A 23031-nucleotide genomic window follows, 5' to 3' on the forward strand; every position below is an offset into this window, starting at 1 on the left:
ACGAGGCTTGCAAGGTGGCACTTTCACATCATGATGCACTGGTGTTTTCGGGTTCGTTCAAATTGAAGACGGCAGCCGAGGATTTTTCGGTCTTTCCACCCTTCGAAATCCGGTCGGGCGTCGAGCAGCGCGTCCCCTTCCTCTTCAACTCACCGCATAGCGGCCGCTACTATCCGGAGCGCTTCCTTGCCATGGCAAGGCTGGACCGCAACGCCATCCGCCGGTCGGAAGACTGTTACGTCGATGAGCTGTTCGGCGGCGCCGTGGCGCTAGGCGCGCCGTTGCTGGCAGCGAATTTTCCGCGCGCCTATCTCGACGTCAATCGCGAGCCGTGGGAACTCGATCCGCGCATGTTCGCCGAGCCAGTGCCGTCTTTCTGCAACATCCGCTCGGCGCGGGTGGCCGGCGGGCTTGGCACGGTGCCGAAGCTGGTGGGCGAGGGGCTCGACATCTATTCCGGCCGCCTGCCGCTGGCCGAAGCGATCGCCCGCATCGAGGCCGTCTACAAGCCCTATCACGAGACGCTGAAGCGGCTGTTGACCAGAACCCATGCGCGGTTCGGCTTTGCCGTGCTGATCGACTGTCATTCGATGCCGGCGAGCATCCGTGTCGGCGACAGCGGTCTGCGGCCCGACTTCATCATCGGCGACCGCTTCGGCATCTCGGCAACCGCCGCCCTGACCGAGACCGCGATCGGCCTGCTCAGCGCCATGGGCTATTCGGTTGCCCACAACAAGCCCTATGCCGGCGGCTTCATCACCGAGCATTACGGCCGCCCGGCGCGCCATCTGCATGCGCTGCAGATCGAGGTCAATCGCGGGCTCTACATGAACGAGCGGACATTCGAGAAGGCCGCCGGCTTCGATGCGCTGGCCGATGATCTGACGCGGTTCTCAGCCGACCTGATGTCGATGCCCGACCATCATTTCATCGACCTGCCGCTAGCCGCCGAGTGAGCGACCGGCCGTTGGCCGCAGAGTGAAATCGCGGCGTAAAAAAAGACCGCATCGTTTGCACGATACGGTCGAAGTCTAGGGAGGAAACGCCCAAGGAGGGCATGGACAGGAAACCCTGTCCGAGATCAAGGGTATTGTGCGCTGCACAAATGTCAAGCGACCTTGAGGCTTTTTTAATTCACTCTGATGTGGAAATTGCGTTTCGACGACGCTTGTGTGACATCCGGGCAACAGATGCCGTCGCGGAAAAGTCGTCGAACACTCTTGTTTTGGTACGAAATTGGCGGCAGAGCACGGCTCCGACATGCTGCAGTGCGGGAGAATCAGTTGGACATCAGTGTCGGTTTCATGCGCCGCATCGCGCAGGTGGCAGCGGCGGAGACCTTGCCGCGCTTTCGCAGCCAAGGTGCGGTCGCCAACAAGGAACAGGGCAGTTTCGATCCGGTCACCGAGGCCGATCGCGAGGCCGAGCGCGCCATCCGGGCGCTGATCTCTGCTGAGTATCCCGACCATGGCATTCTTGGTGAAGAGCATGGCAGCGAGAACATTTCGAGCCGGCATGTCTGGGTGATCGACCCGATCGACGGCACGCGCGCGTTCATTTCCGGCCTGCCGGTGTGGGGCACACTGGTCGGGCTGACGATCGACGGCGACGCCGTTGCCGGCATGATGGCGCAACCCTTCACCGGCGAGCTTTTCTACGCCAACGGCTCGGGCTCCCATTATGAGGGGCCAGGCGGGCCGCGAAAACTGACGACCCGCAAGACGACGAAGTTGGACCAAGCGACGCTGTTCACCACCACGCCGGCCCTGTTCAAGGGCGAGGCGCGCAACCGTTACGATGCATTCGAAAGACAGATCCAGCTCGCCCGCTATGGCGCCGATTGCTATGCCTTCGCCATGATCGCCTCAGGAAGCGTCGACATCGTCGCCGATCCCGGATTGAAGCCCTACGACATCGTGGCGCTGATCCCGATTATCGAAAAGGCAGGCGGCGTCGTCACCACATTCGATGGCGGGCCGGCGGAACAGGGCGGCGATGTGCTCGCCGCGGCGACGCCGGAGCTTCATGCCGCCGCCATGGCCGCCTTGCGCGGCTAAACGAGCGTCCGCTGCCATTCAAGTGATGCCGACCGCTTGAAGCAGTCGTTTTACTGCCGGCGCACCCCTTGGGGAGCGGGCCAGCGACCGGCGCCTGTCAGGCTGTGGGGTCGTCGCTCCCGGGAATGAAGGCGTCGAAAGCGGCGAGCAATTGCTCGCGATAAATGTCGGCTTCCTGCAGGATTTCGTGGCGGGAGCCATCGATCATCAGCAGCGAACCGAGCCGCAGACGCCTGGCGTAGGTTTCCACGGCCCTGGTCGAGACGACCTGGTCGGCGCCGGCGGCGATTATCAGCAGGGGGACCTGAATTCCTGCCATGAAGTCGGGGTCGCTGACAGCTTCGGAGGCTTTCGCGGCTGCCCGCAGCCAGCGGATCGTCGGACCCCCAAGCGCCAGTTGCGGATGTTCTTCATAGAGCCGCGTGTTGCGTCGATAGCGTACCGGGTCAGACGTCAGCTTGTTGGTCTCGAAAGGGGCCGTCACCTTCGGCCGCGGACCCCAGGCGGCATAGAGCCGGCCGAGGCCGAGAGCGCAGAACAGAGAACAGACGCGGCGAACCGTCGAGATCGAGACCGGCAGGTCGGGCAGCGTCAGGAAGGGCGCGATCAGCACCATGCGCCGGATGCGGTTCACCATCGACGGGGCGGCAAGCAGGGTGATCAAGGCACCTGCCGAATGGGCGAGGATGTAGTACGGTCCGCGGCAATCGGGCAGCACGATCTCCTCGAAGAATTGTTCGAGGTCGGCGGTGTAGTCGCGGAAGCTGCTGACGTAGCCGCGCTGGTGATCGCGGATCAGCCGGTCGGAATCGCCCTGGCCGCGCCAATCGAGGGTGGCGACGCCAAAGCCGCGATCGGCAAGGTTGCGGATGGTTTCGAAATATTTCTCGATGCACTCGTTGCGGCCGGTGAGCAGGACCACGGTGCCCTTCATCGGGCGAGCGACTGTGCCGAACAGGCCGTAGCGGATATTCTTGCGGTCACGCGTGGTGAAGAAGCCGCCGGTGGCATTTTCCGGCCGCGGATTGCCCTCGATTTCGTGAAAAAGGGAGTTTTCGGTGAAAAGATCCGTCATTCGGCGCTTCGTGCTCGGCGTCTCGCATGCCCGCCTGCGCTGGCCGGCTCCGCTAAGGTGATAGACGCCCATGCGCCAAAAGCCAAGGAATTCCCGGTGAAGGGGAGGCTGCACCAGGGAAGGCCGGAAGCCGCTCGAAAGCGTGCTTCCGGCCTCTGTCGATCCGGGAGGAAGGGACGTTACACCCGGTCGGCCTCGTTGCGGTGCCTGTTGTGCAATCGGCGCCGCCAGTCCTTGATCCTGAAATGCACCCTAGCGCCGGCTGCCTGAACGCGCGCCGAAGTGCCGGTTCATCTGCCGTTCATCAAGGGACCGGCCGCCGTGGCTTTTGCCGCCAGGTGAAATCTTGAAATGCTTTCCAGCGCTCCCCAAATGTCTCGTGCGGTCGCCAATGTCGGGGCCGCTGGCCCATCCGAAACGCCGCTCAAGGGTTTCGCACCGGCCATACGCAAACCATGTTGCTCAACAGGAGAACACCTCATGCGTCACGTTGATTTTTCCCCGCTTTATCGCTCTACCGTCGGCTTCGATCGTCTGTTCACGATGCTCGATTCGCTTGCGCAGCCGGATGGCGCGCAGACCTATCCGCCCTACAACATCGAGCGCACCGGTGAGGATTCCTACCGCATCTCGATGGCCGTTGCCGGTTTCTCGGACGAGGAAATCTCGATCGAAGCCCATCGCAACGTGCTGACCGTGAAGGGTGAGCGCAAGGACGAGGGTACCGGCGAAGGCTCTGAGCTGCTCTATCGCGGCATTGCCTCGAGGGCTTTCGAACGCCGCTTCCAGCTTGCCGACCACGTCGAAGTTGTCGGTGCTTCGCTGAAGAACGGCCTTCTGTTCGTCGACCTCAAGCGCAACATCCCCGAGGAGCTGAAGCCGCGCAAGATCGCCATTACGGCGTCTTCGGCCAAGGCCAAGCAGATCGAGGCCAAGACCGCTGCCTAAATACAAGTCTCCTCCCGAGACGGAAGCGGCGCCCAAAGGCGCCGGTTTTTTGTTGTCCGGGATATCCGTTATCAGGCGATCAGCTGGCCAAAACGGTCGACTTCATCGGCTGTCGTCGCAAAGCTGGTGACGAAGCGGTAGAGCAACTCGTCCTCGCCGATGTGGCCGTCAAAGCCATGCGGCTTGTGCCAGTCGTAGAAGGCGGCCCCCGCGGCCTGCAGCCCCTCGGCCTCGGCTTTCTTGATCACCGCGAAAACCTCGTTCGCCTGCGGCAGCCATGCCAGCTTGGCCGTGGCCGAATCCTCGATCGCGGCGGCAAGGCGTGCGGCCATAGCGTTGGCGTGGCGGGCGGTGTCCAGCCACAGTCCATCCTTGAAATAGGCCTCGAACTGCGCCGCGACGAAGCGCGATTTCGAAAACAGCTGGGCGGCGCGCTTGCGCAGGAAGGCCAATTCCCTGGCACGATCAAGATCGAACAGCACGACCGCCTCGGCGCACCAGCAGCCGTTCTTGGTGCCGCCGAAGGAGAGGATGTCGACGCCGCGTTTCCAGGTCATTTCGGCCGGTGTCGTGTCGAGTGCGACCAGCGCATTGGCAAAGCGGGCGCCATCCATGTGCAGGGGCACCGAATATTGTTTGGCGATCGCGGAGATCGTCTCGATCTCATCCAGGCCGTAGATGGTGCCGACCTCGGTCGACTGGGTGATCGAAACGGCCATCGGCCGTCCCCAATGGACGATTTCCGGTGCGAAACGGCCGATGGTCCTTTCCAGATTGGGCGGATCGATCTTGCCCAGCGCGCCATCGATGTCATGCAGGCGAGAGCCGCCGGAAAAATACACCGGCGCGCCGCATTCGTCCTCGATGACATGCGATTCGCGATGAGCAAAGGAAATGCCGCCCGGCTTGTTGTAAGCGGTGAGCGCCAGCGAGTTGGCGGCCGTGCCGGTGGCGACGAAGAACACCGCGACCTCTCGTTCGAAAATCTCGCTGAAGCGCTGGTAGACTGCCCGGTCGAGCGCACCGTCGCCATAGGCGGTGGAAAAGCCGCCGGCATTGGCCGACAGGCCGGCGGCAATATTGGGATGGGCGCCTGCCCAATTGTCGGAAGCGAAGAACATGCATCTGCCTATGTCTTGGGAGATCGGGGCTTTGGGGAAATCAGCCTGAAGTTGACCGGTTTCGCGAGCGGACCGCAAGGGGCCAGGCGCCGGAAAAATGGTAAAGCCAGCCAACCGACAAAGCCCGGGTCGAAGATTGAAGCTTACGTTTTTCCTCAACTTCACGACATTTTCTGTCGCGGAAAGCCCAAGTTTTTTGTGAATCGGTCTTGTGTGCGTCCCAGATTTCTGCAATAAAAATTTAGGACAGTAGTGCTGTCTTATTTTGTCGCACAAAACGAGCTGGATTGGCGTATCATTTGGGCCTCTCCGGCTGTTGCCGCGAGCGACAGGTGGACAGCCAGACTCTGGCCTGTACGATTACCAGATGCGATCCATGCGGAAAGCCGCCTGGTTCGGCAAGGATTTCGCAAGACGTGCCACAAGGATCAGGGTGAGCCAAGCGCTTGCCGAGGCAAACCAGCGCCTGAATGGCTGGGAATGGAGGACAGGAGATGACGGACATGACGCACTCTGCGACGAACGGCCAGGCCGCGCAGACGAAAGCGGCAACCGTCAAAACCATGTCCCGGACCGATATTGGCCGAACCGCCAACGGCCTTTCCGCCCAGGGCCTTTACGATCCTCGCAACGAGCATGACGCCTGCGGCGTCGGCTTCATCGTCAATATGAAGGGGGTGAAGTCGCACCAGATCGTCAAGGACGGGCTGGCTGTGCTCGAAAACCTGACGCATCGCGGCGCCGTTGGCGCCGATCCGCTGGTCGGCGATGGCGCCGGCGTGCTGGTGCAGCTTCCCGACCAATTCTTCCGTGAGGAGATGGCGGCCCAGGGCATCGACCTGCCGCCGGCCGGCCAGTACGGCGTTGGACACTGGTTCATGCCGCAAGACGTGGCCCTTCGCGCCCATATCGAGGACATCATTGCCGAATCGGCGCAATCCGAGGGGCTTCCGCTCATCGGTTTCCGTGACGTGCCCGTCGACAATTCGTCGCTGTCGAAGGCGCCTGACATCGTGGCATCCGAGCCGTTCCATCGGCAGATATTCATCGGCCGCACGCCAGACATTACCGATGACGAGGAATACGAGGCCAGGCTCTATCTGTTGCGCAAGGTGATATCGGGCCGCATCTACGCCGAGAACGACAACAAGGACATCGGCGCCTATTGCGTGTCGCTGTCGGCGCGCACCATCGTCTACAAGGGCATGTTCCTGGCCTACCAGGTCGGCGCCTATTACAAGGACCTGATCGATCCGCGCTTCGAGACCGCGCTGATCCTCGTCCACCAGCGCTTCTCGACCAACACCTTCCCGTCTTGGAAGCTGGCGCATCCCTACCGCATGGTCGCCCACAATGGCGAGATCAACACCGTGCGCGGCAACAACAACTGGATGGCCGCGCGCCAGGCGTCGGTCGATTCCGAACTGTTCGGCAACAACATCTCGAAGCTGTGGCCGATTTCCTATGACGGCCAGTCCGACACCGCCTGCTTCGACAATGCGCTCGAGTTCCTGTTCCAGGGCGGGTACAGGCTCAGCCATGCCATGATGATGCTGATCCCGGAAGCCTGGGCCGGCAACAAGCTCATGGATGCCGATCGCAAGGCCTTCTACGAATACCATGCGGCACTGATGGAGCCGTGGGACGGGCCGGCGGCGGTGGTTTTCACCGATGGACGCCAGATCGGCGCCACGCTCGACCGCAATGGCCTGCGCCCGGCACGCTACATCGTCACCGACGACGACCGCGTCATCATGGCCTCGGAAGCCGGCGTGCTGCCGGTGCCCGAGGAGAAGATCGTCAAGAAGTGGCGGCTGCAGCCAGGCCGGATGCTGCTGATCGACCTGGAGAAGGGGCGTATCGTCTCCGACGAGGAGCTCAAGTCGGAGATCGCGACCAAGCATCCCTACAAGACCTGGCTCGCCAACACACAGCTCATCCTCGAAGATTTGAAGCCGGTCGAGCCGCGCGCGCTGCGCAAGGATGTCAGCCTGCTCGATCGCCAGCAGGCGTTCGGCTACAGCCAGGAAGACACCAAGCTTTTGATGTCGCCGATGGCGACAACAGGCCAGGAGGCGGTGGGCTCGATGGGCACCGACACGCCGATCTCGGCGATGTCGGACAAGTCGAAGCTGCTCTACACCTATTTCAAGCAGAATTTCGCCCAGGTCACCAATCCGCCGATCGACCCGATCCGCGAGGAGCTGGTGATGAGCCTGGTGTCCTTCATCGGGCCACGGCCCAACATCTTCGACCTGGTCGGCAATTCGCGCCGCAAGCGGCTTGAGGTGCGCCAGCCGATCCTGACCAATGGCGATCTCGAAAAAATCCGTTCCATCGGCCACACCGAGGACCGCTTCGACACCAAAACGATCGACATCACCTATGGCTCGGCCGAAGGGGCCGCGGGCATGCAGGGCGCCATCGACCGCTTGTGCGAGCGGGCGGAGGCGGCGGTCGCCGGCGGCTACAACATCATCATCCTGTCCGACCGCCAGGTCGGGCCGGACCGCATCGCCATACCGGCGCTGCTGGCTACGGCTGCGGTCCATCATCACCTTATCCGCAAGGGGCTGCGCACCTCGGTCGGGCTCGTCGTCGAATCCGGCGAGCCGCGCGAAGTGCATCATTTCTGCTGCCTTGCCGGCTATGGCGCCGAGGCGATCAACCCTTACCTTGCCTTCGACACGCTGCTCGACATGCACAAGCGCGGGGAACTGCCGAAGGAGGTGGACGCCTACGAAGTCGTCACGCGCTACATCAAGTCGATCGGCAAGGGCATCCTCAAGGTGATGTCCAAGATGGGCATCTCGACCTACCAGTCCTATTGCGGCGCGCAGATTTTCGACGCCATCGGCCTGAAGACCGATTTCGTGCAGCAATATTTCACCGGCACCGCGACGCTGATCGAAGGCGTCGGGCTGGACGAGATCGCGGCCGAGACGCTAAGCCGCCACAATGACGGTTTCGGCAACGACCCCGTGCTGCGCAACAGCCTCGAGGTCGGCGGCGAGTACATGTACCGCATGCGCGGCGAGGCCCATATCTGGTCGCCCGACGCTGTCGCCACCTTGCAGCACGCCGTGCGCCAGGGATCGTGGGAAACGTTCAAGGACTATTCCGCCCAGATCGACAGCGAGACGGCCCGCGCCCAGACCATTCGCGGCCTGTTCAAGATCAAGCTGGCCGGAGAAACCGGCCGCAAGAAGGCGGCGCTCGACGACGTCATGTCAGCGGCCGACATCGTCAAGCGGTTCTCGACCGGGGCGATGTCGTTCGGTTCGATCTCGCGCGAAGCGCACACGACGCTGGCGCGCGCGATGAACCAGATCGGCGGCAAGTCGAACACCGGCGAGGGCGGCGAAGAGGCCGACCGCTATCTGCCGCTGCCCGGCGGCGGCAAGAACCCGGAACGCTCGGCGATCAAGCAGATCGCCTCGGGGCGTTTCGGCGTCACGGCCGAATACCTCGTCAATTCCGACATGATGCAGATCAAGGTGGCGCAGGGCGCCAAGCCCGGCGAGGGCGGCCAGTTGCCCGGCCACAAGGTCGACGCGACCATCGCCAAGGTCCGGCATTCGACGCCGGGCGTCGGCCTGATCTCGCCGCCGCCGCATCACGACATTTATTCGATCGAGGATCTGGCACAGCTGATCTACGATCTGAAGAACGTCAATCCGGCGGCCGACGTGTCGGTCAAGCTGGTGTCGGAAGTCGGCGTCGGCACGGTTGCGGCGGGCGTTGCCAAGGCACGCGCCGACCACATCACCATTTCGGGCTATGATGGCGGCACGGGCGCCTCGCCGCTGACCTCGCTCAAGCATGCCGGCAGCCCATGGGAAATGGGCCTTGCCGAGACGCACCAGACGCTGGTGCTGAACGGTCTGCGGTCGCGCGTTGCGCTGCAGGTCGATGGCGGGTTGCGCACGGGACGCGACGTGATCATCGGCGCGCTGCTCGGCGCCGATGAATTCGGCTTCTCGACCGCGCCGTTGATCGCGGCCGGCTGCATCATGATGCGCAAGTGCCATCTCAACACCTGCCCGGTCGGCGTCGCGACTCAGGATCCGGTGCTGCGCAAGCGCTTCAAGGGCACGCCCGAGCATGTCATCAACTTCTTCTTCTACGTCGCGGAAGAGGTCAGGGAGCTGCTCGCCGAGATGGGCTACACCCATCTCGACCAGATCATCGGCGACACCGATCTTCTGGAAAAGCGCGACCTGATCGTGCACTGGAAGGCACGCGGGCTCGATTTCTCGAAGATGTTCTTCAAGCCGGATGCGCCGCATGAGGCCGTGCATTGGACCGAGCGGCAGAAGCACCCGATCGACGACGTGCTCGACCGCAAGCTGATCGAGCTGGCAAAGCCGGCGCTCGAAAGCAAGCAGCCGGTCAAGATCGAGGTCGACATCCGCAATGTCGACCGCTCCACGGGCGCCATGCTGTCGGGTGAAGTGGCCAAGCGCTTCAAGCACAAAGGCCTGCGCGAGGATACGATCCAGGTGAAGCTGACCGGCACCGCCGGCCAGTCCTTCGGCGCCTTCCTGGCGCGCGGCATCTCATTCGAGCTTGTCGGCGCCGGCAACGACTATGTCGGCAAGGGCCTGTCGGGCGGCCGCATCGTCATCCGGCCGCCGGAAGGGGCCAAGATCGTCGCGGCTGAGTCCATCATCGTCGGCAATACGGTGCTCTATGGCGCAACCGAGGGCGAGGCCTACTTCGCCGGCGTCGCCGGTGAGCGTTTCGCCGTGCGCAATTCGGGCGTCGCCGCCGTCGTCGAAGGCGTCGGCGACCATGGCTGTGAGTACATGACCGGCGGCATCGTGGTCGTCATCGGCCAGACTGGCCGCAACTTCGCCGCCGGCATGTCGGGCGGCGTTGCCTATGTGCTTGACGAGGCAGGCGACTTCGCCGAGCGCTGCAACATGGCGATGGTCGAGCTGGAGCCGGTTCCGGAAGAAGACGATCTGATGGAAAGGCTGCTGCACCATGGCGGCGACCTCGATCACAAGGGTCGCGTCGACGTGTCCGGCGACATGACCAGCCATGACGAGGAGCGGCTCTACCAGCTGATCTCGAACCATGTGCACTACACCGGCTCGGTGCGTGGTCGCGAGATCCTTGACGACTGGACGACATTCCGGCCGAAATTCCGCAAGATCATGCCGGTCGAATACCGCCGCGCGCTGATCGAGATGGAACGCATGCGCATGGGCGTGGCGGCGGAATAGATTTGGAATTTGCCGGGAGGCCCAGGTTTCCCGGCCCATCTTCATCGATAGTTTGACCTCGTGCGCAAGGTTGCCATGGCTGCCTCAAGAGGTTAACGGGTGCGGCGAAAACCGCACCATCTGGACAGCAGGAACTGGACTATGGGCAAGGTAACAGGCTTTCTCGAAATCGACCGGCAGGTGCACAAGTACCAGCCGGCCTCCGATCGCATCCGGCATTTCCGTGAATTCACGCTGCCGATGTCGGACAAGGAGGTCGAGAAACAGGCAGCGCGCTGCATGGATTGCGGCATTCCGTTCTGCCACGGACCGACGGGCTGCCCGATCCACAACCAGATCCCCGACTGGAACGACCTCGTCTACAATGGCGACTGGGACAACGCGATCCGTAACCTGCATTCGACCAACAATTTCCCGGAGTTCACAGGCCGCATCTGCCCCGCGCCCTGCGAGGAAGCCTGCACGCTGAACCTCGAGGACATTCCCGTCGCCATCAAGACGGTGGAGCAGGCGATCGCCGACAAGGCCTATGAAACCGGCCACATCAGGCCCTATCCACCGGAGAAGAAAACCGGCAAGCGCGTCGCCGTCATCGGCTCCGGCCCTGCCGGCATGGCGGCCGCCCAGCAGCTTGGCCGCGCCGGACACGATGTCCATGTCTACGAGCGCGAAAGCCGGCCCGGCGGGCTGATGCGCTACGGCATTCCCGACTTCAAGATCGAGAAGCACTACATCGACCGGCGCATCGAGCAGATGCAGGGTGAGGGCGTGACATTCCATTGCGGCGTCAATGTCGGCGTCGACAAGCCGGTTGCCGAGCTGCTCGCCGAACATGATGCCGTGCTCTATTGCGGCGGCTCGGAAACGCCGCGCGCGGCCGGCATTCCCGGCGACGATCTCGGCGGCGTGCATGACGCGATGCCCTATCTGGTGCAGCAGAACAGGCGAGTCGGCGGCGAACCGATCCAGTCGGTGGCGTGGCCGTCGCATCCGATCATCGCCGGCGGCCAGCATGTGGTCGTCGTCGGCGGCGGCGATACAGCGTCCGACTGTGTCGGCACGGCCTTCCGCCAGGGCGCCGTGCGTGTCACCCAGCTCGACATCCGCCCGCAGCCGCCGGAGAAGGAAGACAAACTTTCGGTCTGGCCCTACTGGGCGACCAAGATGCGCACCTCGTCCTCGCAGGCCGAGGGCGCGGAGCGCGAATTCCAGGTGGCGACGCTCGAATTCATCGGCGAGGAAGGCCAGCTGACCGGCGTCAAGTGCTGCGAGGTCGATGACAAGCGCAAGCCGATCGCCGGTACCGAATTCGTCATTCGTGCCGATCTCGCTTTCATCGCCATCGGCTTTGCCGGGCCGGCCGCGGCCGGTGTGGCGAGAGAATTGGACGGGCAGATGAAGATCGCCACCGACAGCCGCCGTTCCAGGAATGTCGAGGCCAATGACCGGGACTACAGGACCAGCGTCGACAGACTCTATGCGGCCGGCGACGTGCGTCGTGGCCAGTCGCTGGTCGTCTGGGCAATCCGCGAGGGCCGCCAGGCGGCACGCTCGATCGACGAGGCGTTGATGGGGTCGAGCGTTCTCCCGCGCTGAGCCCGTTTGGAAACTCTACTCCTGCGGCCATCTGAAGGCGTTTTCTGCGCTTCCGGTGCTCGCGTACTCAAATGTACGCTCCGCTCCGGTTCTCGCAAACACCATCATATGACTCGCAGGAGCGAGTTTCGAAACGGCCTTGGAGTAGCTCTGCGATACTAACGATTGATCGCGGTCGTGGTGTCGCTCGCGGCCGCGGCTTTCGGCGGCCATGAGAAATCGTCCGCGCGGCCGGGCGATGCAATAGGTGCCTTGCCCTCGACCACAAGCTTTTCACCGGGCAGGTCCGGATTTGCTTTCGCCGGCGGGGCCGCGCCAAGCAGCTCGGAGCCGCCGTCGAGTGCCGGATCGCTGAGCAGCATCGGCGCGGTGCGGTCGATGACGATGGGTGCCGCGGCCGGCGCCGGCGCCTCGACAGGGGCGCCCGCCGGAGCGGACGGTGTAATCACGCTTCCAGGCGCGGTCAGGCCGAGGATCTTCAGCAGCGGTTTTTCGGTATAGAAGGCGAGTTTGCGCTTGCCCGCCCTCGAGACGTTGATGCCGTCATCGGCGCGCAGCCGCACCGGCTGGCCGTTGATGTCGGGGCCGCTGGTGACGAAAGCACCGTTCTCATCGACGAAACCGTCCCAGACGTCGACGAATTCACCGCCATGGCTTTCAGCGGCCTGATGGTAGATGTCGTTGAAGGCCAGCATGTCGGAGGTCATCTTCGGCACCCGGAACGCCGGCATGCCGACCCACAGGAAGGGGACTTTGGCCGCGGCGATGGCTTTGCCCAGCGCGTCGGTCCGCCGTTCATATTCCTTGGTCCAGTTCTCGGAACGTGGCTGCTCGCGCACGTCACCCACCTTCATCTGCTGGCGGTCGTTGGAACCCAGCATGACGATCACGGCGGCAGGTTTTTCGGTCTCGATCAGCGATTTGATCTGTTCGGGCCAGTTGTAGAAGTCGTCGCGTACGAAGCCGGACGAACCATTGCTGCGAACGACGATCCTGACGCCGGCATTCTCGGCAAAGGCGGTGTCGAGGCCTTCGGCGAGGCCGGCCGCCATGAAGTCGCCGACTACCAGGACGGTGCGGGCGTCCGGTGCCTTGACGACCACCGGGATTTCCGGTTCCGCGGGCGGGCGAGGGGCGCGGGGTTTTTTCGCCTTGGGCCTGGGCCTTGCTTTCTGGATGTCCTGCGGCGGCTCGATGCGCTCGCTGCGGCGCGGGAACAGAAGGTCGCGCAGCGACCAGCCGCGGTTTTGCTGCTCCTGCGCCATGGCCGGCGCATGAAAGGCGCCAGCCACACCGACGGTGAGCACGATCACGGCCAGGATGAGCACCGGCATGCGACGAACAAGCCCTGCGATGCGCGCAGCCGAAGCCAATCGTTTCCTCCATCCCTTGGCGCAGCCCTTTTTTTGAAAAGTCGTACTTTTCAAACGGACTTTGCGCCAACCAGATTGCTACAGCGTCCTTTGCGCGGCCGAAAGGCCGCGCGGCACCGCAGGCGGCTCTATTTCTGCCGGAGCCACTTCAGCACTTCCATGCTCGGGTAACCGTCCTGGGTCAAGCCGGCCTTGGCCTGGAAAGCCAAGATGGCTGATTTCGAGCCGTCGCCTATCTTGCCGTCGAACTTGCCGTCATAAAGGCCATGTTGGGAAAGCCGCTGCTGCAGCTCCTGCCTTTCCTCGAAAGTGAGCTTGGTGAAAGGCCGCTTCCAGTCCTGCACGAGACCGCTGGAGCCGGCGATTTCGTCTGCAAGAAGGCCGACGGCAAGCGCATATTTGTCGGCATTGTTGTAGGCTTTGATGACCGTGAAATTCTTGATCATCAGAAAGGCCGGCCCGTTGCGGCCGTCCGGCACCTTCAACGTCGCCTTGTCTGAGCCGTTCTTGAACGGCTTGCCGTTGGCCCTGACGACGCCCAGCGCCTGCCATTGCGACAGCGTCTTGGACCCGGCGGAAAGTTTGCCGGCCGGCAAGGCGACCTCATAGCCCCAGGTCTTGCCGGCCTGCCAGCCATTCTTCTTCAACAAATTGGCTGATGTCGCCAGCGCATCGGGGATCGAATTCCAGATGTCGCGTTTGCCGTTGCCGTCCATGTCGACGGCATAGTGCAGATAGCTGGTCGGAATGAACTGGGTGTGGCCCATGGCGCCGGCCCAGGATCCGCTCAGATGGCTTTCGTCGATGTCGCCGGTCTGCAGGATCTTCAGTGCGGCGACCAGCTGGGTGCGGGCGAATTTCGCCCGCTTCGGATCGGCATAGGCCAAGGTTGCCAGCGAGCGCACGACATTGCGCATGATGTCGTCGCGCTTGAGGATCTCGCCATAGTTCGATTCCATCGACCAGATGGCCAGCAGGATGTAACGGTTGACGCCGAACCTGGCCTCGATCCGGTCCAGCCACGGCTTCCATTTCCTGGCCATCTGCTGGCCGACGGCGACCGACTGGTCATGGACGCGGTTGTCGAAATAGTCCCAGGCAGGAGCCGTGAATTCAGGCTGCGTACGCGCCTTTTCCAGCACCACCGGATCGATATCCCTGATGTTCCTGAAGGCCTGGTCGTAGAGGGCGCCGGAAACGCCGCTCTGCACGGCGGTGGCGCGGAAGCCGGCGACCCACTGCCGGAAACCGGCATCGGCGAAAGCGGGGCCAGGCATCAGCAGAGCGAGCGATAGGCTGGCTGCCGCTATGACGCTGGTAAAACGTTTTGCGGCATTGCGAACGGACATCTTTTCCTCCTTCTCTGTCTCAGGAAAGACCATTCATCGCCGAACCAGGTTAGGAATTAGTTTACCATAGGCGCCACCGGGAACGAAAAGACGCTTCGAAGCTTTACCGGTGGACATTCCCCTCAGTTGCCCAGTAGTCCCCAATTCCGGCGTGAAAATGTCTTGGAACGGGGATTGCGGAGCTGGCCCTCAAACGGATAATTGAAAGCATGAAGAGAGTTCGCAAGGCAGTCTTCCCGGTCGCCGGTCTCGGCACACGGTTTCTCCCGGCCACCAAGGCTGTCCCCAAGGAAATGCTGACCGTCGTCGACCGGCCGGTGATCCAGTATGTGGTGGATGAGGCGCGCGAGGCCGGCATCGAGCATTTCATCTTCGTCACCGGCCGCAACAAGGCCGTCATCGAGGACCATTTCGACATCCAGTTCGAACTCTATGACACGCTGGCCCAGCGCGGCAAAGACGACCAGCTCGCCCGCCTGCAACGGCTGCAGCCGGCGCCGGGGCAGACCAGTTTCACACGCCAGCAGGTACCGATGGGACTTGGTCACGCCGTCTGGTGCGCCCGCGAGCTCGTCGGCGACGAGCCCTTCGCGCTTTTGCTGCCCGACATGATCATGCAGTCGGAGAAGAGCTGCACGAAGGCAATGGTCGAGCTCTACGAGGAGACCGGCAACAACATCATCGCGGTGCAGGAATGCGCTCCCGCCGAAACCCACAAATACGGCATCGTCGGCCGTGGCGAGGACACGCATCACGGTTTCCGCATCACCGAGATGGTGGAAAAGCCGAAGGCCGGCACCGCGCCGTCCAACCTTTACATCAACGGCCGCTACATCTTGCAGCCGGAGATATTCAAGATCCTCGAAGGCCAGGAAAAAGGCGCCGGCAACGAGATCCAGCTCACCGACGCCATGCTGAAGCTGGAAAAGCAGCAGCCTTTCTACGGCTACCACTATCGGGGCCGCACGTTCGACTGCGGATCGCCGGAAGGCTTCGTCGAGGCCAACGTCGCCTTCGCGCTGTGGCGCAGCGACATGAACGAGAACATGGCTGGCGTCATCCGCACGCTTCTCGACGAGCTGAAGCCGTCTGAGCGCCGCGGCGCTGCGTTTTAAGGTATTATAGCGAGCGGCCGGATGTCGTTGGTGCGGCCGTTCAGCGCTGCACCTTCACGCCGAGGAAGATGCTGTTGGCGGTGTAGTCCCGGCCCGGCAGATTGCTGGTCAGCTTCTCGGTCCTCACTCTTGTGGTCAGGCCGGCGTAGCGGTTCAACCACCAGGTCAGTCCGGCCTCGGCGCTCAACACCCTGTCATGGCCGTCGATGCCGATGTAATCACGCCAGTCGAGGCCCAGAGCCGCATTGGCGGTGAGGTTGGCGCGAATCTGGCGCTCGCCGGTCAGGCGACCGGAATAGAGGATGTCGCCGCTTTCGCCCGATGTGGTCGTGGGCTCGACGGTGGTCCGCCCGGTCAGGCCGATCGTTGTGCCGCGCTCGGGTGACCATTTGAGGTCGGCGTTGACGGTGGCACCAGAGATCGCATCAAGGTTTTTGTCGTCGATCGCTTCCCTGAGCCAGCCGGCCGAGAATTCACCCGACAGCTTCTCACCCATATCGAGTGCAAGGCCAGCGCGGGCGCCGAGCCGCGTCGACGAGCGCTCGAAGCCTTCATTGTCGATGCGTTGATCATAAGTCCGGCGGCCGACCTCGATTTCGGTGAAAGGGGTCAGGGCAGGGGAGATCTCGTAGCCGGTGCGCAACGTCGCCGTGTAGAGCGTGGAGTCCTGATCCTTCTGCGACAGCGAGGTGCCGTCCGAGAGCTTGGCGTCGCCGTAGAAGTCATGCGAGACCGCGCCGGTCAACGTGTACTGCATCTTGCCGAGATGCTTTTCGACGGCGAGGCTGCCATCGATGGTCTGCCGCAGCGGCTGCTTGCTGACGCCCGCGATGGCGTCCGGCGATGATGCCGATTCCGGCACGGCCTCGTAGCCGAGCTTGGCGATGGCGCGCAACTCATTGTCGAGGTCGACATTGAGCTGGCCTTCGATGCGCCCTTGCTCGTCGTGAACCGGGTAACCCGAGACAGTCTCGCGAAAAAGGCCATAGCCGTCGATCGTGGCTGAGTTCTCGCGCCAGTCGGAGGCGGCGGAAAAGCGCAGCGCCGTCTCGGACAGCAGCGCCGACTTGCCGGCACTGCTCGAATCGCCGTTCGATGTGGCGGTCAGGCCCTGTTCGATCGTCGGCCGGATGACGAAGGAACCCCATTTGACGCCGGTGGCAGCAAACGGATCATCCTCCGGTTTTTTCTTCTGGCCTTCGATGGCGTCCGTGCGCTCCGCGCCTGGGTCGAGCTTCTGCCTGTCGGCACTGTCGATGGTGAGGGCGCGGCGGTTGGCCGTGCCCGCATCGGTCTCTTCACCATCGGCAGCGTCCGTCGTGGAGGCCGTCGTGGAAGCGGTGATGTCGGAGGCGCCGGCCGTCGATTTCTTCTTCTTTTTCGATTTGTCGGCAGCCTTGTCCTTGGCCTGGTCAGCCGCATTCTGCCTGACGGTCGATGAGCGGCGGCGAGGCTTGGGCGGCGCCGCAGTGTCGGCGGCCGTGTCGTCGGTGGCTGACGCCGGGTCGAAGAGGCTGCCGGTCGCGTTGGCGTCGCCAGTGTCGGCGTCGTCAGGCACGGCACCGGCGCTGGCCGGCAGATAGGTGCGGGCCGGCGCATTGGCCTGCGCTGCATTGGCCGGCTGTTGACCCTGCGCTGCCAGGGCCAGCTGTCTCGCCTTGCGCTGCTGGTCGGACAGGATCGCCGATTCCGAAACCTCGCCGCGCAGTTCGGTTTCCTGAGCATGGAGCGCCGCCGGGCGCAGCAAGGCAAACATGCTGGTTGCCAGCAGCAAGGCGCAGACCGCCTTGCCCCCACGTCCTGTCGAATTTTCTGGCTGGGCCCCGGACATCGCCACCACTGCTTGCGCGGCGCACGCGCGCCATACTTACCGAACCGTAAATGGGGATGGTTAACGGAGAGTTGAGGCGGCGGCCCGTCAGCCGCCTGAAGCGCTGATTTCCAAAGGGAATCATACCGCGTGCGTCAAGCTTTTGGTTTTCGCCCCTGCCGTCGTCAAAAACCACCGCACACGTTCGGGCAACACGCCTTGGGCCATTTCTGTTGGACAGCGCGCCGGCAAAGCGCTAATCGCATCAGCCATGCATGCGGGATCCCTGGATAAGAAGCCTTCGGACAGGCAAGCCTCGATCGCTTCGGCGCTGAGGACGGTGGCAACAGAACAGGCTGGGGTTGCAGCCCTTGCCGAGGCCTTGGAGAACGGATTGGCCGCGCCTTTCGCGCAGGCGGTCGAGATGATCTCTGGGATTGAAGGCCGGCTCATCGTCACCGGTGTCGGCAAAAGCGGCCATATCGGTTCGAAGATCGCCGCGACGCTGGCCTCGACCGGCACGCCGGCTTTCTTTGTCCATCCCGCAGAAGCCAACCACGGCGATCTCGGCATGATCGCCAGGGACGACGCCATCATCGCCATGTCGTGGTCGGGCGAGAGCAAGGAACTGATGGGCATCGTCGCCTATTCCAGGCGCTTTTCCATTCCGCTGATCGCCATCACCGCCGGAGAGACATCGGCGCTGGCGCGGGCGGCGGACGTGGTGCTGCTTTTGCCGCGCGCTCCGGAAGCCTGCCCGCACGGCCTGGCGCCAACGACATCGACGCTGCTGCAACTGGTGATGGGCGACGCGCTGGCGATCGCGCTGCTCGAAGCACGCGGCTTCACGCCGGATCATTTCCGCACCTTTCACCCGGGCGGCCAGCTCGGCGCCAACCTGACGCAGATCCGCGAGATCATGCATGTCGGCGACAGGCTGCCGCTGGTGGTCGCGGGCACCGGCATGCAGGACGCGATCCTGGAACTGTCGCGCAAGGGGTTTGGCTGCGTCGCGATCACCGACGCCGACGGTGCGCTGGTCGGCATCATCACCGATGGCGACATCCGCCGTCACATCGGCAGCAATCTGCTGGCGATGACGGTGGATCAGGTGATGACAAAAGGCCCGAAGACCGCGACGCCGGACACGCTGGTGGCAACGGCGCTGCAAACGATCAACAATTCAGCCATCACCAGCCTGATGGTGGTGGAGGGCCGGAAACCAGTCGGCCTCATCCACCTGCACGACCTGCTGCGCATCGGCGCCGCCTAAGGGTGTGCTGATATTCAGGTGATGCCGGCCTGACCTGAATCTGCGCGCTCGTTCAGACCGCCTCGACGGTCAGTTCCAGATCCGTATCGGCCGCACCCGTTACGCGCACTTGCGTGCCGGCCGGCAAATCCGGCCCGGAGACACGCCACAGCGTATCGCCCAGCTTGATGCGGCCGCGTCCGTCCCGGATCGGCTCGGCAAGTGTCGCCATCCTGCCGACCATTTGCGCGCCGCGCCGGTTGAGCAGCGGCTGGTCGGTCGGGTCGTTGCGGCTGCCGACCAGCTTTTTGCCGACATAGGCCGAGACCAGCGACAGCGCCAGGAAGGCGAGGACCTGAACCTGCCAGGTCCAGAAGCCGGCGTCCCAGATCAGCAGCGACACGGCGCCGATGATCAGCGCGGCGATGCCGATCCACAGCATGAAGATACCCGGTGCGATGATTTCCATCACCAGCAGCACGAAACCGAGTACCATCCAGTTCCACGGGCCGAGTTCGGAAACGATGCGGTCGATCATTGGTTTCGACCTCAGTTGTCGGTTGGGCGAACGACCGGCGGGCGCGCGGCCTGCCTTTGCGAGCCGGTGGTGCCTTCGCTGCGGAAGACTTCCTTGGCGATCTCGCCGATGCCGCCGAGCGAGCCGATCAGCGACGACGCCTCGAAGGGCATCAGCACGATCTTGCTGTTGGTGGCCGTGCCGATCCTGCCAAGCGCTTCAGTGTATTTCAGCGCTACGAAATAGTTCAGCGCCTGCACATCGCCTTTGGAGATCGCTTCCGACACCACCTGGGTGGCGCGGGCTTCCGCCTCGGCCGAACGTTCGCGCGCCTCGGCATCGCGGAAGGCGGCTTCCTTGCGGCCCTCGGCTTCGAGGATCTGCGACTGCTTGAGGCCTTCGGCGGCAAGGATCTGCGCGCGCTTGTTGCGTTCCGCCGTCATTTGCCGGCCCATCGATTCGATAAGGTTGGCCGGCGGGTTGATGTCCTTGATTTCGACGCGGGTGATCTTGATGCCCCACGGATGGGCCGCCTCATCGACGACGCGCAGCAGGCGCTCGTTGATGGCGTCGCGGTTCGACAGGAGTTCATCGAGGTCCATCGAACCCATGACGGTACGGATGTTGGTCATCGTCAAATTGAGGATGGCGTTCTGCAGTCCGGAAACCTGATAGGCGGCCTGCGCCGCATTGAGGATCTGGAAAAAGGCGATGCCGTCGACACCGACAATGGCGTTGTCCCGGGTGATGATTTCCTGACTCGGAACGTCGAGCACCTGCTCCATCATGTTCATCTTGGCGCCGATGCGGTCGATGAACGGGTAAATGAAATTGAGACCCGGGCTCAGTGTCTTGGTGTAACGGCCAAAGCGCTCCACCGTATAGTTGTAGCCTTGCGGGATTGTCCTGATGCCTTTGATCAGCAGCACCAATACCAGAAGGGCAAGTGCACCAACCGCAATATCGAAACCACTGAAATCCATTTGGCTCTCCCTCAGACGAAGGCCGCACAAGCCATTCTCGCGCTGCCGACTTCACCAAAGACTTAGGTGTATTTCAGATGCGTTACAATCAGGTGATGATGGATTGTTTATAGGGTTGCACTCAGCGGTTGAAGGCAAACAACCTTGCATCCGTGTCATCCAGCCCGTTGATCGAAGCCGGGATGATCTCGGAAGCGATCTGCGAGAAGGTGATGCCGTTGCCGCCGTAGCCCAGCACCGCATGGATGCGCGGGTGGCGGGGAATGGCGCCGATATAGGGCAGGCCGGTGGTCGTGGTGCCGAACGAGCCGGCCCAGGCAAAATCGGGTCTGGTGTCGAGATGCGGAAATATCAGGCCGAGCTTCTCGGCGATGCGTGTGCTCTTGTCGGCGATCAGCTCGTCGCGCCGCGCTTCGTCGATAAAATCCTCGTCCTCGCCGCCGCATATGACCCGGCCGTCGACCGTCGTGCGCATATACAGATACGGCTCCGACGCTTCCCAGATGAATGCTGCGTCCGGCCAGAGCTTTCGCGGTTGCGGGCGTGTCGCAATCGCCCATGTCGAGATGATCCGGTGGGCCGCGGCCGGCACGATGTCGACAAGTTCGTAGCCGGTGGCCAGAACAACATGTCGTGCGGTTATGGTCGGGCCGTCCCTGGTCGCGACGACAACAGCTTCGGCGCTGTCCTCGAGCATTGTGGCTTCGACGGGGGCATAGAAGCGTGCCTTGCGCTCCAGGGATTTCAGCAGCAGCCCAGCCGTCAGCTTGCGCGGGTCGAGCGCGATGTTGCCGTGGCCGAGAATGGCGCCTTGGCGGTCGATGCCGAATTTCTCGGCTAGCTGTTGTCGGGTTAAGCAGATGGCGCCGATGCCGGCTAGCCGACGTGCCTCGGCCTCGTCGCGCAGTTCCGACGGACCAAGCATCGTGCCGGCCAGATAGAGTGATGGCATGCGGCTCAGGCCACAGTTGATGCCGAGTTCGGCGATGCGTCCGGCGAGATTGGAGACGGCGAGCCGCGAGCGTCGCCAGGCCTGCTGGGCCGAGGCTCTGCCGACTATCTTCGAGAGCGTGGAGAAGGGGCTGGTCTATTTCGAATGCCACCAGTGCGGTGGTTGCGGCGGTCGAGCCCTTCAGCGGGCCGCGCCGGTCGATGCAGATCACCCGATGGCCATCGGCCGTCAGCGCCTCGGCCATCATGGCGCCGCTGATGCCCATGCCGACGATCAGCACATCCGTCTTGACATCTCGGGTCAGACTGTCCGTCGGCACCGCAGGCGCCCGATAGGCGGACCAGACGGGCCGGCCACTACTGAGGTCGAGTTTGCGGGACATCGCATTCTCCGGAGGGCGCGCCTTAACGCCTCGGAGCAGGCGTTGTTCCGGTTCAGACCCAGCCGGACAGTTCGCGCCGCACCATCGCCTCGATCACCGCCATCCCTTCCGCGCTATCGTTGAGGCAAGGGATATGGGCGAAATTCTTGCCGCCGGCATGGTGGAAGGTTTCGGCCGCCTCGCGGCCGATCTCGTCCAGCGTCTCGATGCAGTCGACGGAAAAGCCGGGATTGACGATGGCGATCGACTTCACGCCGTCCTGCGCGAGTTTTTCCACCGTCTTGTCGGTGTAGGGCTGCAGCCATTCCTGCGCGCCGAAGCGCGACTGGAAGGTGATGATCAGTTTCTTGTCATCCCAGCCAAGCCGTTCGCGCAACAGCCGCGTCGTCTTCTGGCAATGGCAATGATAGGGGTCGCCCTTCTCGAAATAGGGTTTTGGAATGCCGTGATAGGAGGTGATGACCACCTCCGGCTCGAAGTCCAGCGTCGCCAGATGCCGTTCAATCGAGCGCGCCAGCGCTTCGATGTAGACCGGTTCGTCATAGTAGGGCGGCACGCTGCGGACGGCCGGTGCGCGGCGCATTTTCATCAGCGCGCGAAACAGCTGGTCGTTGGCTGTTGCCGTGGTCGTCGCTGAATATTGCGGATAGAGCGGGAAGGAAAGAATGCGGTCGCAGCCCTGGTCGACCAGACGCTGGGCAATGCTGGCGGTTGAAGGGTTGCCGTAGCGCATCGCCCAGTCGACGACGACATCAGGCAGGTCGCTCAGCGCTTCGGCCAGCTTTTCGGCCTGGGCGCGGGTATAGGTGCGCAGCGGCGACTCGTTCTTTTCCCGGTTCCAGATCCGTGCGTAGTTGGCGCCCGACTTCTTGGGCCGCGTGGTGAGCACAAGGCCATAGAGGATCGGATACCAGATTGCCCTGTTGAGCTCGATGACGCGCGGGTCGGACAGGAATTCACGGAGATACCGCCACATCGGCTTGAAATCGGTGCCGTCGGGCGTACCCAGATTGACCAGCATGACGCCTATCCTGCCCGCCTTGACCGGCGGGTGCCCAGCGGGCAACGGGCCGAGCGCCTTTGCGGCCTTGGGTTCGGCAGGGGTGGGAAGCGTCATAAGGGTTCTCCGGAAGACGCGAACCTAACCATCTTGCGCGCGCATTCAATGCAGCGTCTGGCCGCACCTTAAAGCGGATTGTCTGAATGGATTCAGACGACCCGCTTTAAGTCTTTGTTTTTATGCATGTCGTTCTCCCAAAACCGAGTTCAC

16 protein-coding genes and 1 pseudogene are annotated in these 23031 nt (G+C 63.0%); 7 read left to right on the top strand and 10 right to left on the bottom strand.

Annotated elements, in window-relative coordinates:
- Nucleotides 1-14 precede the first annotated feature (14 nt).
- Nucleotides 15-956, top strand: coding sequence for an N-formylglutamate amidohydrolase (locus NKI99_RS06910; RefSeq protein WP_128303129.1), 942 nt, complete (start codon nt 15-17; stop codon nt 954-956).
- A gap of 327 nt (nt 957-1283) precedes the next feature.
- On the top strand, nt 1284-2057 hold the full coding sequence (gene hisN / locus NKI99_RS06915; RefSeq protein ID WP_023810077.1) for a histidinol-phosphatase: 774 nt from the start codon (nt 1284-1286) through the stop codon (nt 2055-2057).
- A gap of 97 nt (nt 2058-2154) precedes the next feature.
- Here hisN and NKI99_RS06920 read toward each other — a convergent pair whose 3' ends face one another.
- Complete coding sequence (locus NKI99_RS06920) at nt 2155-3132, bottom strand: alpha/beta fold hydrolase (RefSeq protein ID WP_352610314.1); 978 nt, start codon at nt 3130-3132, stop codon at nt 2155-2157.
- A gap of 480 nt (nt 3133-3612) precedes the next feature.
- On the opposite strand from NKI99_RS06920, the gene NKI99_RS06925 reads away from it, so the two are divergent.
- Nucleotides 3613-4080 carry an Hsp20 family protein gene (locus NKI99_RS06925; protein ID WP_013529716.1) on the top strand — a complete coding sequence of 156 codons (468 nt, stop codon included), beginning with the start codon at nt 3613-3615 and terminating at the stop codon, nt 4078-4080.
- Between the two features lie 71 nt (nt 4081-4151).
- Here NKI99_RS06925 and NKI99_RS06930 read toward each other — a convergent pair whose 3' ends face one another.
- Nucleotides 4152-5201, bottom strand: a complete 1050-nt coding sequence (locus NKI99_RS06930; protein WP_352441859.1) for a threonine aldolase family protein — start codon at nt 5199-5201, stop codon at nt 4152-4154.
- Between the two features lie 494 nt (nt 5202-5695).
- Between NKI99_RS06930 and gltB the strand changes: the two genes are divergently transcribed.
- Both gltB and NKI99_RS06940 read left to right on the top strand, forming a co-directional pair.
- A complete protein-coding gene (gene gltB, locus NKI99_RS06935) occupies nt 5696-10432 on the top strand; it encodes a glutamate synthase large subunit (RefSeq protein WP_128303126.1) in 4737 nt (1578 codons plus the stop codon).
- Between the two features lie 141 nt (nt 10433-10573).
- Entirely contained in the window at nt 10574-12028 is a 1455-nt protein-coding gene (locus NKI99_RS06940) for a glutamate synthase subunit beta (RefSeq protein ID WP_023810073.1), read from the top strand.
- Between the two features lie 158 nt (nt 12029-12186).
- Here the strand turns inward: NKI99_RS06940 and NKI99_RS06945 are convergent, their stop codons facing one another.
- Together NKI99_RS06945 and NKI99_RS06950 are read right to left on the bottom strand one after the other, a co-directional pair.
- Nucleotides 12187-13401: an SGNH/GDSL hydrolase family protein gene (locus NKI99_RS06945; protein WP_023810072.1), complete on the bottom strand. Its 1215-nt coding sequence runs from the start codon at nt 13399-13401 to the stop codon at nt 12187-12189.
- Between the two features lie 128 nt (nt 13402-13529).
- Nucleotides 13530-14750, bottom strand: a complete 1221-nt coding sequence (locus tag NKI99_RS06950) for a lytic murein transglycosylase (protein ID WP_352610317.1) — start codon at nt 14748-14750, stop codon at nt 13530-13532.
- 209 nt (nt 14751-14959) lie between these two features.
- Here NKI99_RS06950 and galU point away from each other — a divergent pair, with 209 nt between their 5' ends.
- On the top strand, nt 14960-15865 hold the full coding sequence (galU, locus tag NKI99_RS06955; protein WP_352610320.1) for a UTP--glucose-1-phosphate uridylyltransferase GalU: 906 nt from the start codon (nt 14960-14962) through the stop codon (nt 15863-15865).
- A 40-nt stretch (nt 15866-15905) separates the two neighbouring features.
- Here the strand turns inward: galU and NKI99_RS06960 are convergent, their stop codons facing one another.
- The gene (locus NKI99_RS06960) at nt 15906-17696 is read right to left on the bottom strand and encodes an outer membrane beta-barrel protein (protein ID WP_164892875.1); all 1791 of its coding nucleotides are present in this window, start codon (nt 17694-17696) and stop codon (nt 15906-15908) included.
- Between the two features lie 250 nt (nt 17697-17946).
- Between NKI99_RS06960 and NKI99_RS06965 the strand changes: the two genes are divergently transcribed.
- Nucleotides 17947-18948: a KpsF/GutQ family sugar-phosphate isomerase gene (locus NKI99_RS06965; protein WP_127414279.1), complete on the top strand. Its 1002-nt coding sequence runs from the start codon at nt 17947-17949 to the stop codon at nt 18946-18948.
- Nucleotides 18949-19000: 52 nt separating this feature from the next.
- Here the strand turns inward: NKI99_RS06965 and NKI99_RS06970 are convergent, their stop codons facing one another.
- The 5 genes and pseudogenes from NKI99_RS06970 to hemH all read right to left on the bottom strand — a co-directional run bounded on the left by NKI99_RS06970 (nt 19001) and on the right by hemH (nt 22878).
- Nucleotides 19001-19465, bottom strand: a complete 465-nt coding sequence (locus tag NKI99_RS06970; RefSeq protein ID WP_023810067.1) for an NfeD family protein — start codon at nt 19463-19465, stop codon at nt 19001-19003.
- An 11-nt stretch (nt 19466-19476) separates the two neighbouring features.
- Nucleotides 19477-20427 carry an SPFH domain-containing protein gene (locus NKI99_RS06975; protein WP_127259978.1) on the bottom strand — a complete coding sequence of 317 codons (951 nt, stop codon included), beginning with the start codon at nt 20425-20427 and terminating at the stop codon, nt 19477-19479.
- A 121-nt stretch (nt 20428-20548) separates the two neighbouring features.
- On the bottom strand, nt 20549-21379 hold the full coding sequence (locus NKI99_RS06980; RefSeq protein ID WP_352610323.1) for an NAD(P)/FAD-dependent oxidoreductase: 831 nt from the start codon (nt 21377-21379) through the stop codon (nt 20549-20551).
- Between the two features lie 40 nt (nt 21380-21419).
- A pseudogene (locus NKI99_RS06985) lies at nt 21420-21761 on the bottom strand (FAD-dependent oxidoreductase); the annotation flags it as partial.
- A gap of 52 nt (nt 21762-21813) precedes the next feature.
- Nucleotides 21814-22878, bottom strand: a complete 1065-nt coding sequence (gene hemH, locus NKI99_RS06990) for a ferrochelatase (RefSeq protein WP_023810064.1) — start codon at nt 22876-22878, stop codon at nt 21814-21816.
- Nucleotides 22879-23031 lie beyond the last annotated feature (153 nt).

This window comes from Mesorhizobium sp. M0239 (assembly GCF_040321815.1).
Lineage (GTDB): Bacteria > Pseudomonadota > Alphaproteobacteria > Rhizobiales > Rhizobiaceae > Mesorhizobium.

Bases quoted from the DNA above. Each gene is read 5' to 3' on its own strand.
- NKI99_RS06920 (WP_352610314.1), bottom strand. From the start codon at position 3,132: ATGACGGATCTTTTCACCGAAAACTCCCTTTTTCACGAAATCGAGGGC.
- NKI99_RS06925 (WP_013529716.1), top strand. From the start codon at position 3,613: ATGCGTCACGTTGATTTTTCCCCGCTTTATCGCTCTACCGTCGGCTTC.
- NKI99_RS06930 (WP_352441859.1), bottom strand. From the start codon at position 5,201: ATGTTCTTCGCTTCCGACAATTGGGCAGGCGCCCATCCCAATATTGCC.
- gltB (WP_128303126.1), top strand. From the start codon at position 5,696: ATGACGGACATGACGCACTCTGCGACGAACGGCCAGGCCGCGCAGACG.
- NKI99_RS06940 (WP_023810073.1), top strand. From the start codon at position 10,574: ATGGGCAAGGTAACAGGCTTTCTCGAAATCGACCGGCAGGTGCACAAG.
- NKI99_RS06950 (WP_352610317.1), bottom strand. From the start codon at position 14,750: ATGTCCGTTCGCAATGCCGCAAAACGTTTTACCAGCGTCATAGCGGCA.
- galU (WP_352610320.1), top strand. From the start codon at position 14,960: ATGAAGAGAGTTCGCAAGGCAGTCTTCCCGGTCGCCGGTCTCGGCACA.
- NKI99_RS06960 (WP_164892875.1), bottom strand. From the start codon at position 17,696: ATGTCCGGGGCCCAGCCAGAAAATTCGACAGGACGTGGGGGCAAGGCG.
- NKI99_RS06965 (WP_127414279.1), top strand. From the start codon at position 17,947: ATGCATGCGGGATCCCTGGATAAGAAGCCTTCGGACAGGCAAGCCTCG.
- NKI99_RS06970 (WP_023810067.1), bottom strand. From the start codon at position 19,465: ATGATCGACCGCATCGTTTCCGAACTCGGCCCGTGGAACTGGATGGTA.
- NKI99_RS06975 (WP_127259978.1), bottom strand. From the start codon at position 20,427: ATGGATTTCAGTGGTTTCGATATTGCGGTTGGTGCACTTGCCCTTCTG.
- NKI99_RS06980 (WP_352610323.1), bottom strand. From the start codon at position 21,379: ATGCCATCACTCTATCTGGCCGGCACGATGCTTGGTCCGTCGGAACTG.
- hemH (WP_023810064.1), bottom strand. From the start codon at position 22,878: ATGACGCTTCCCACCCCTGCCGAACCCAAGGCCGCAAAGGCGCTCGGC.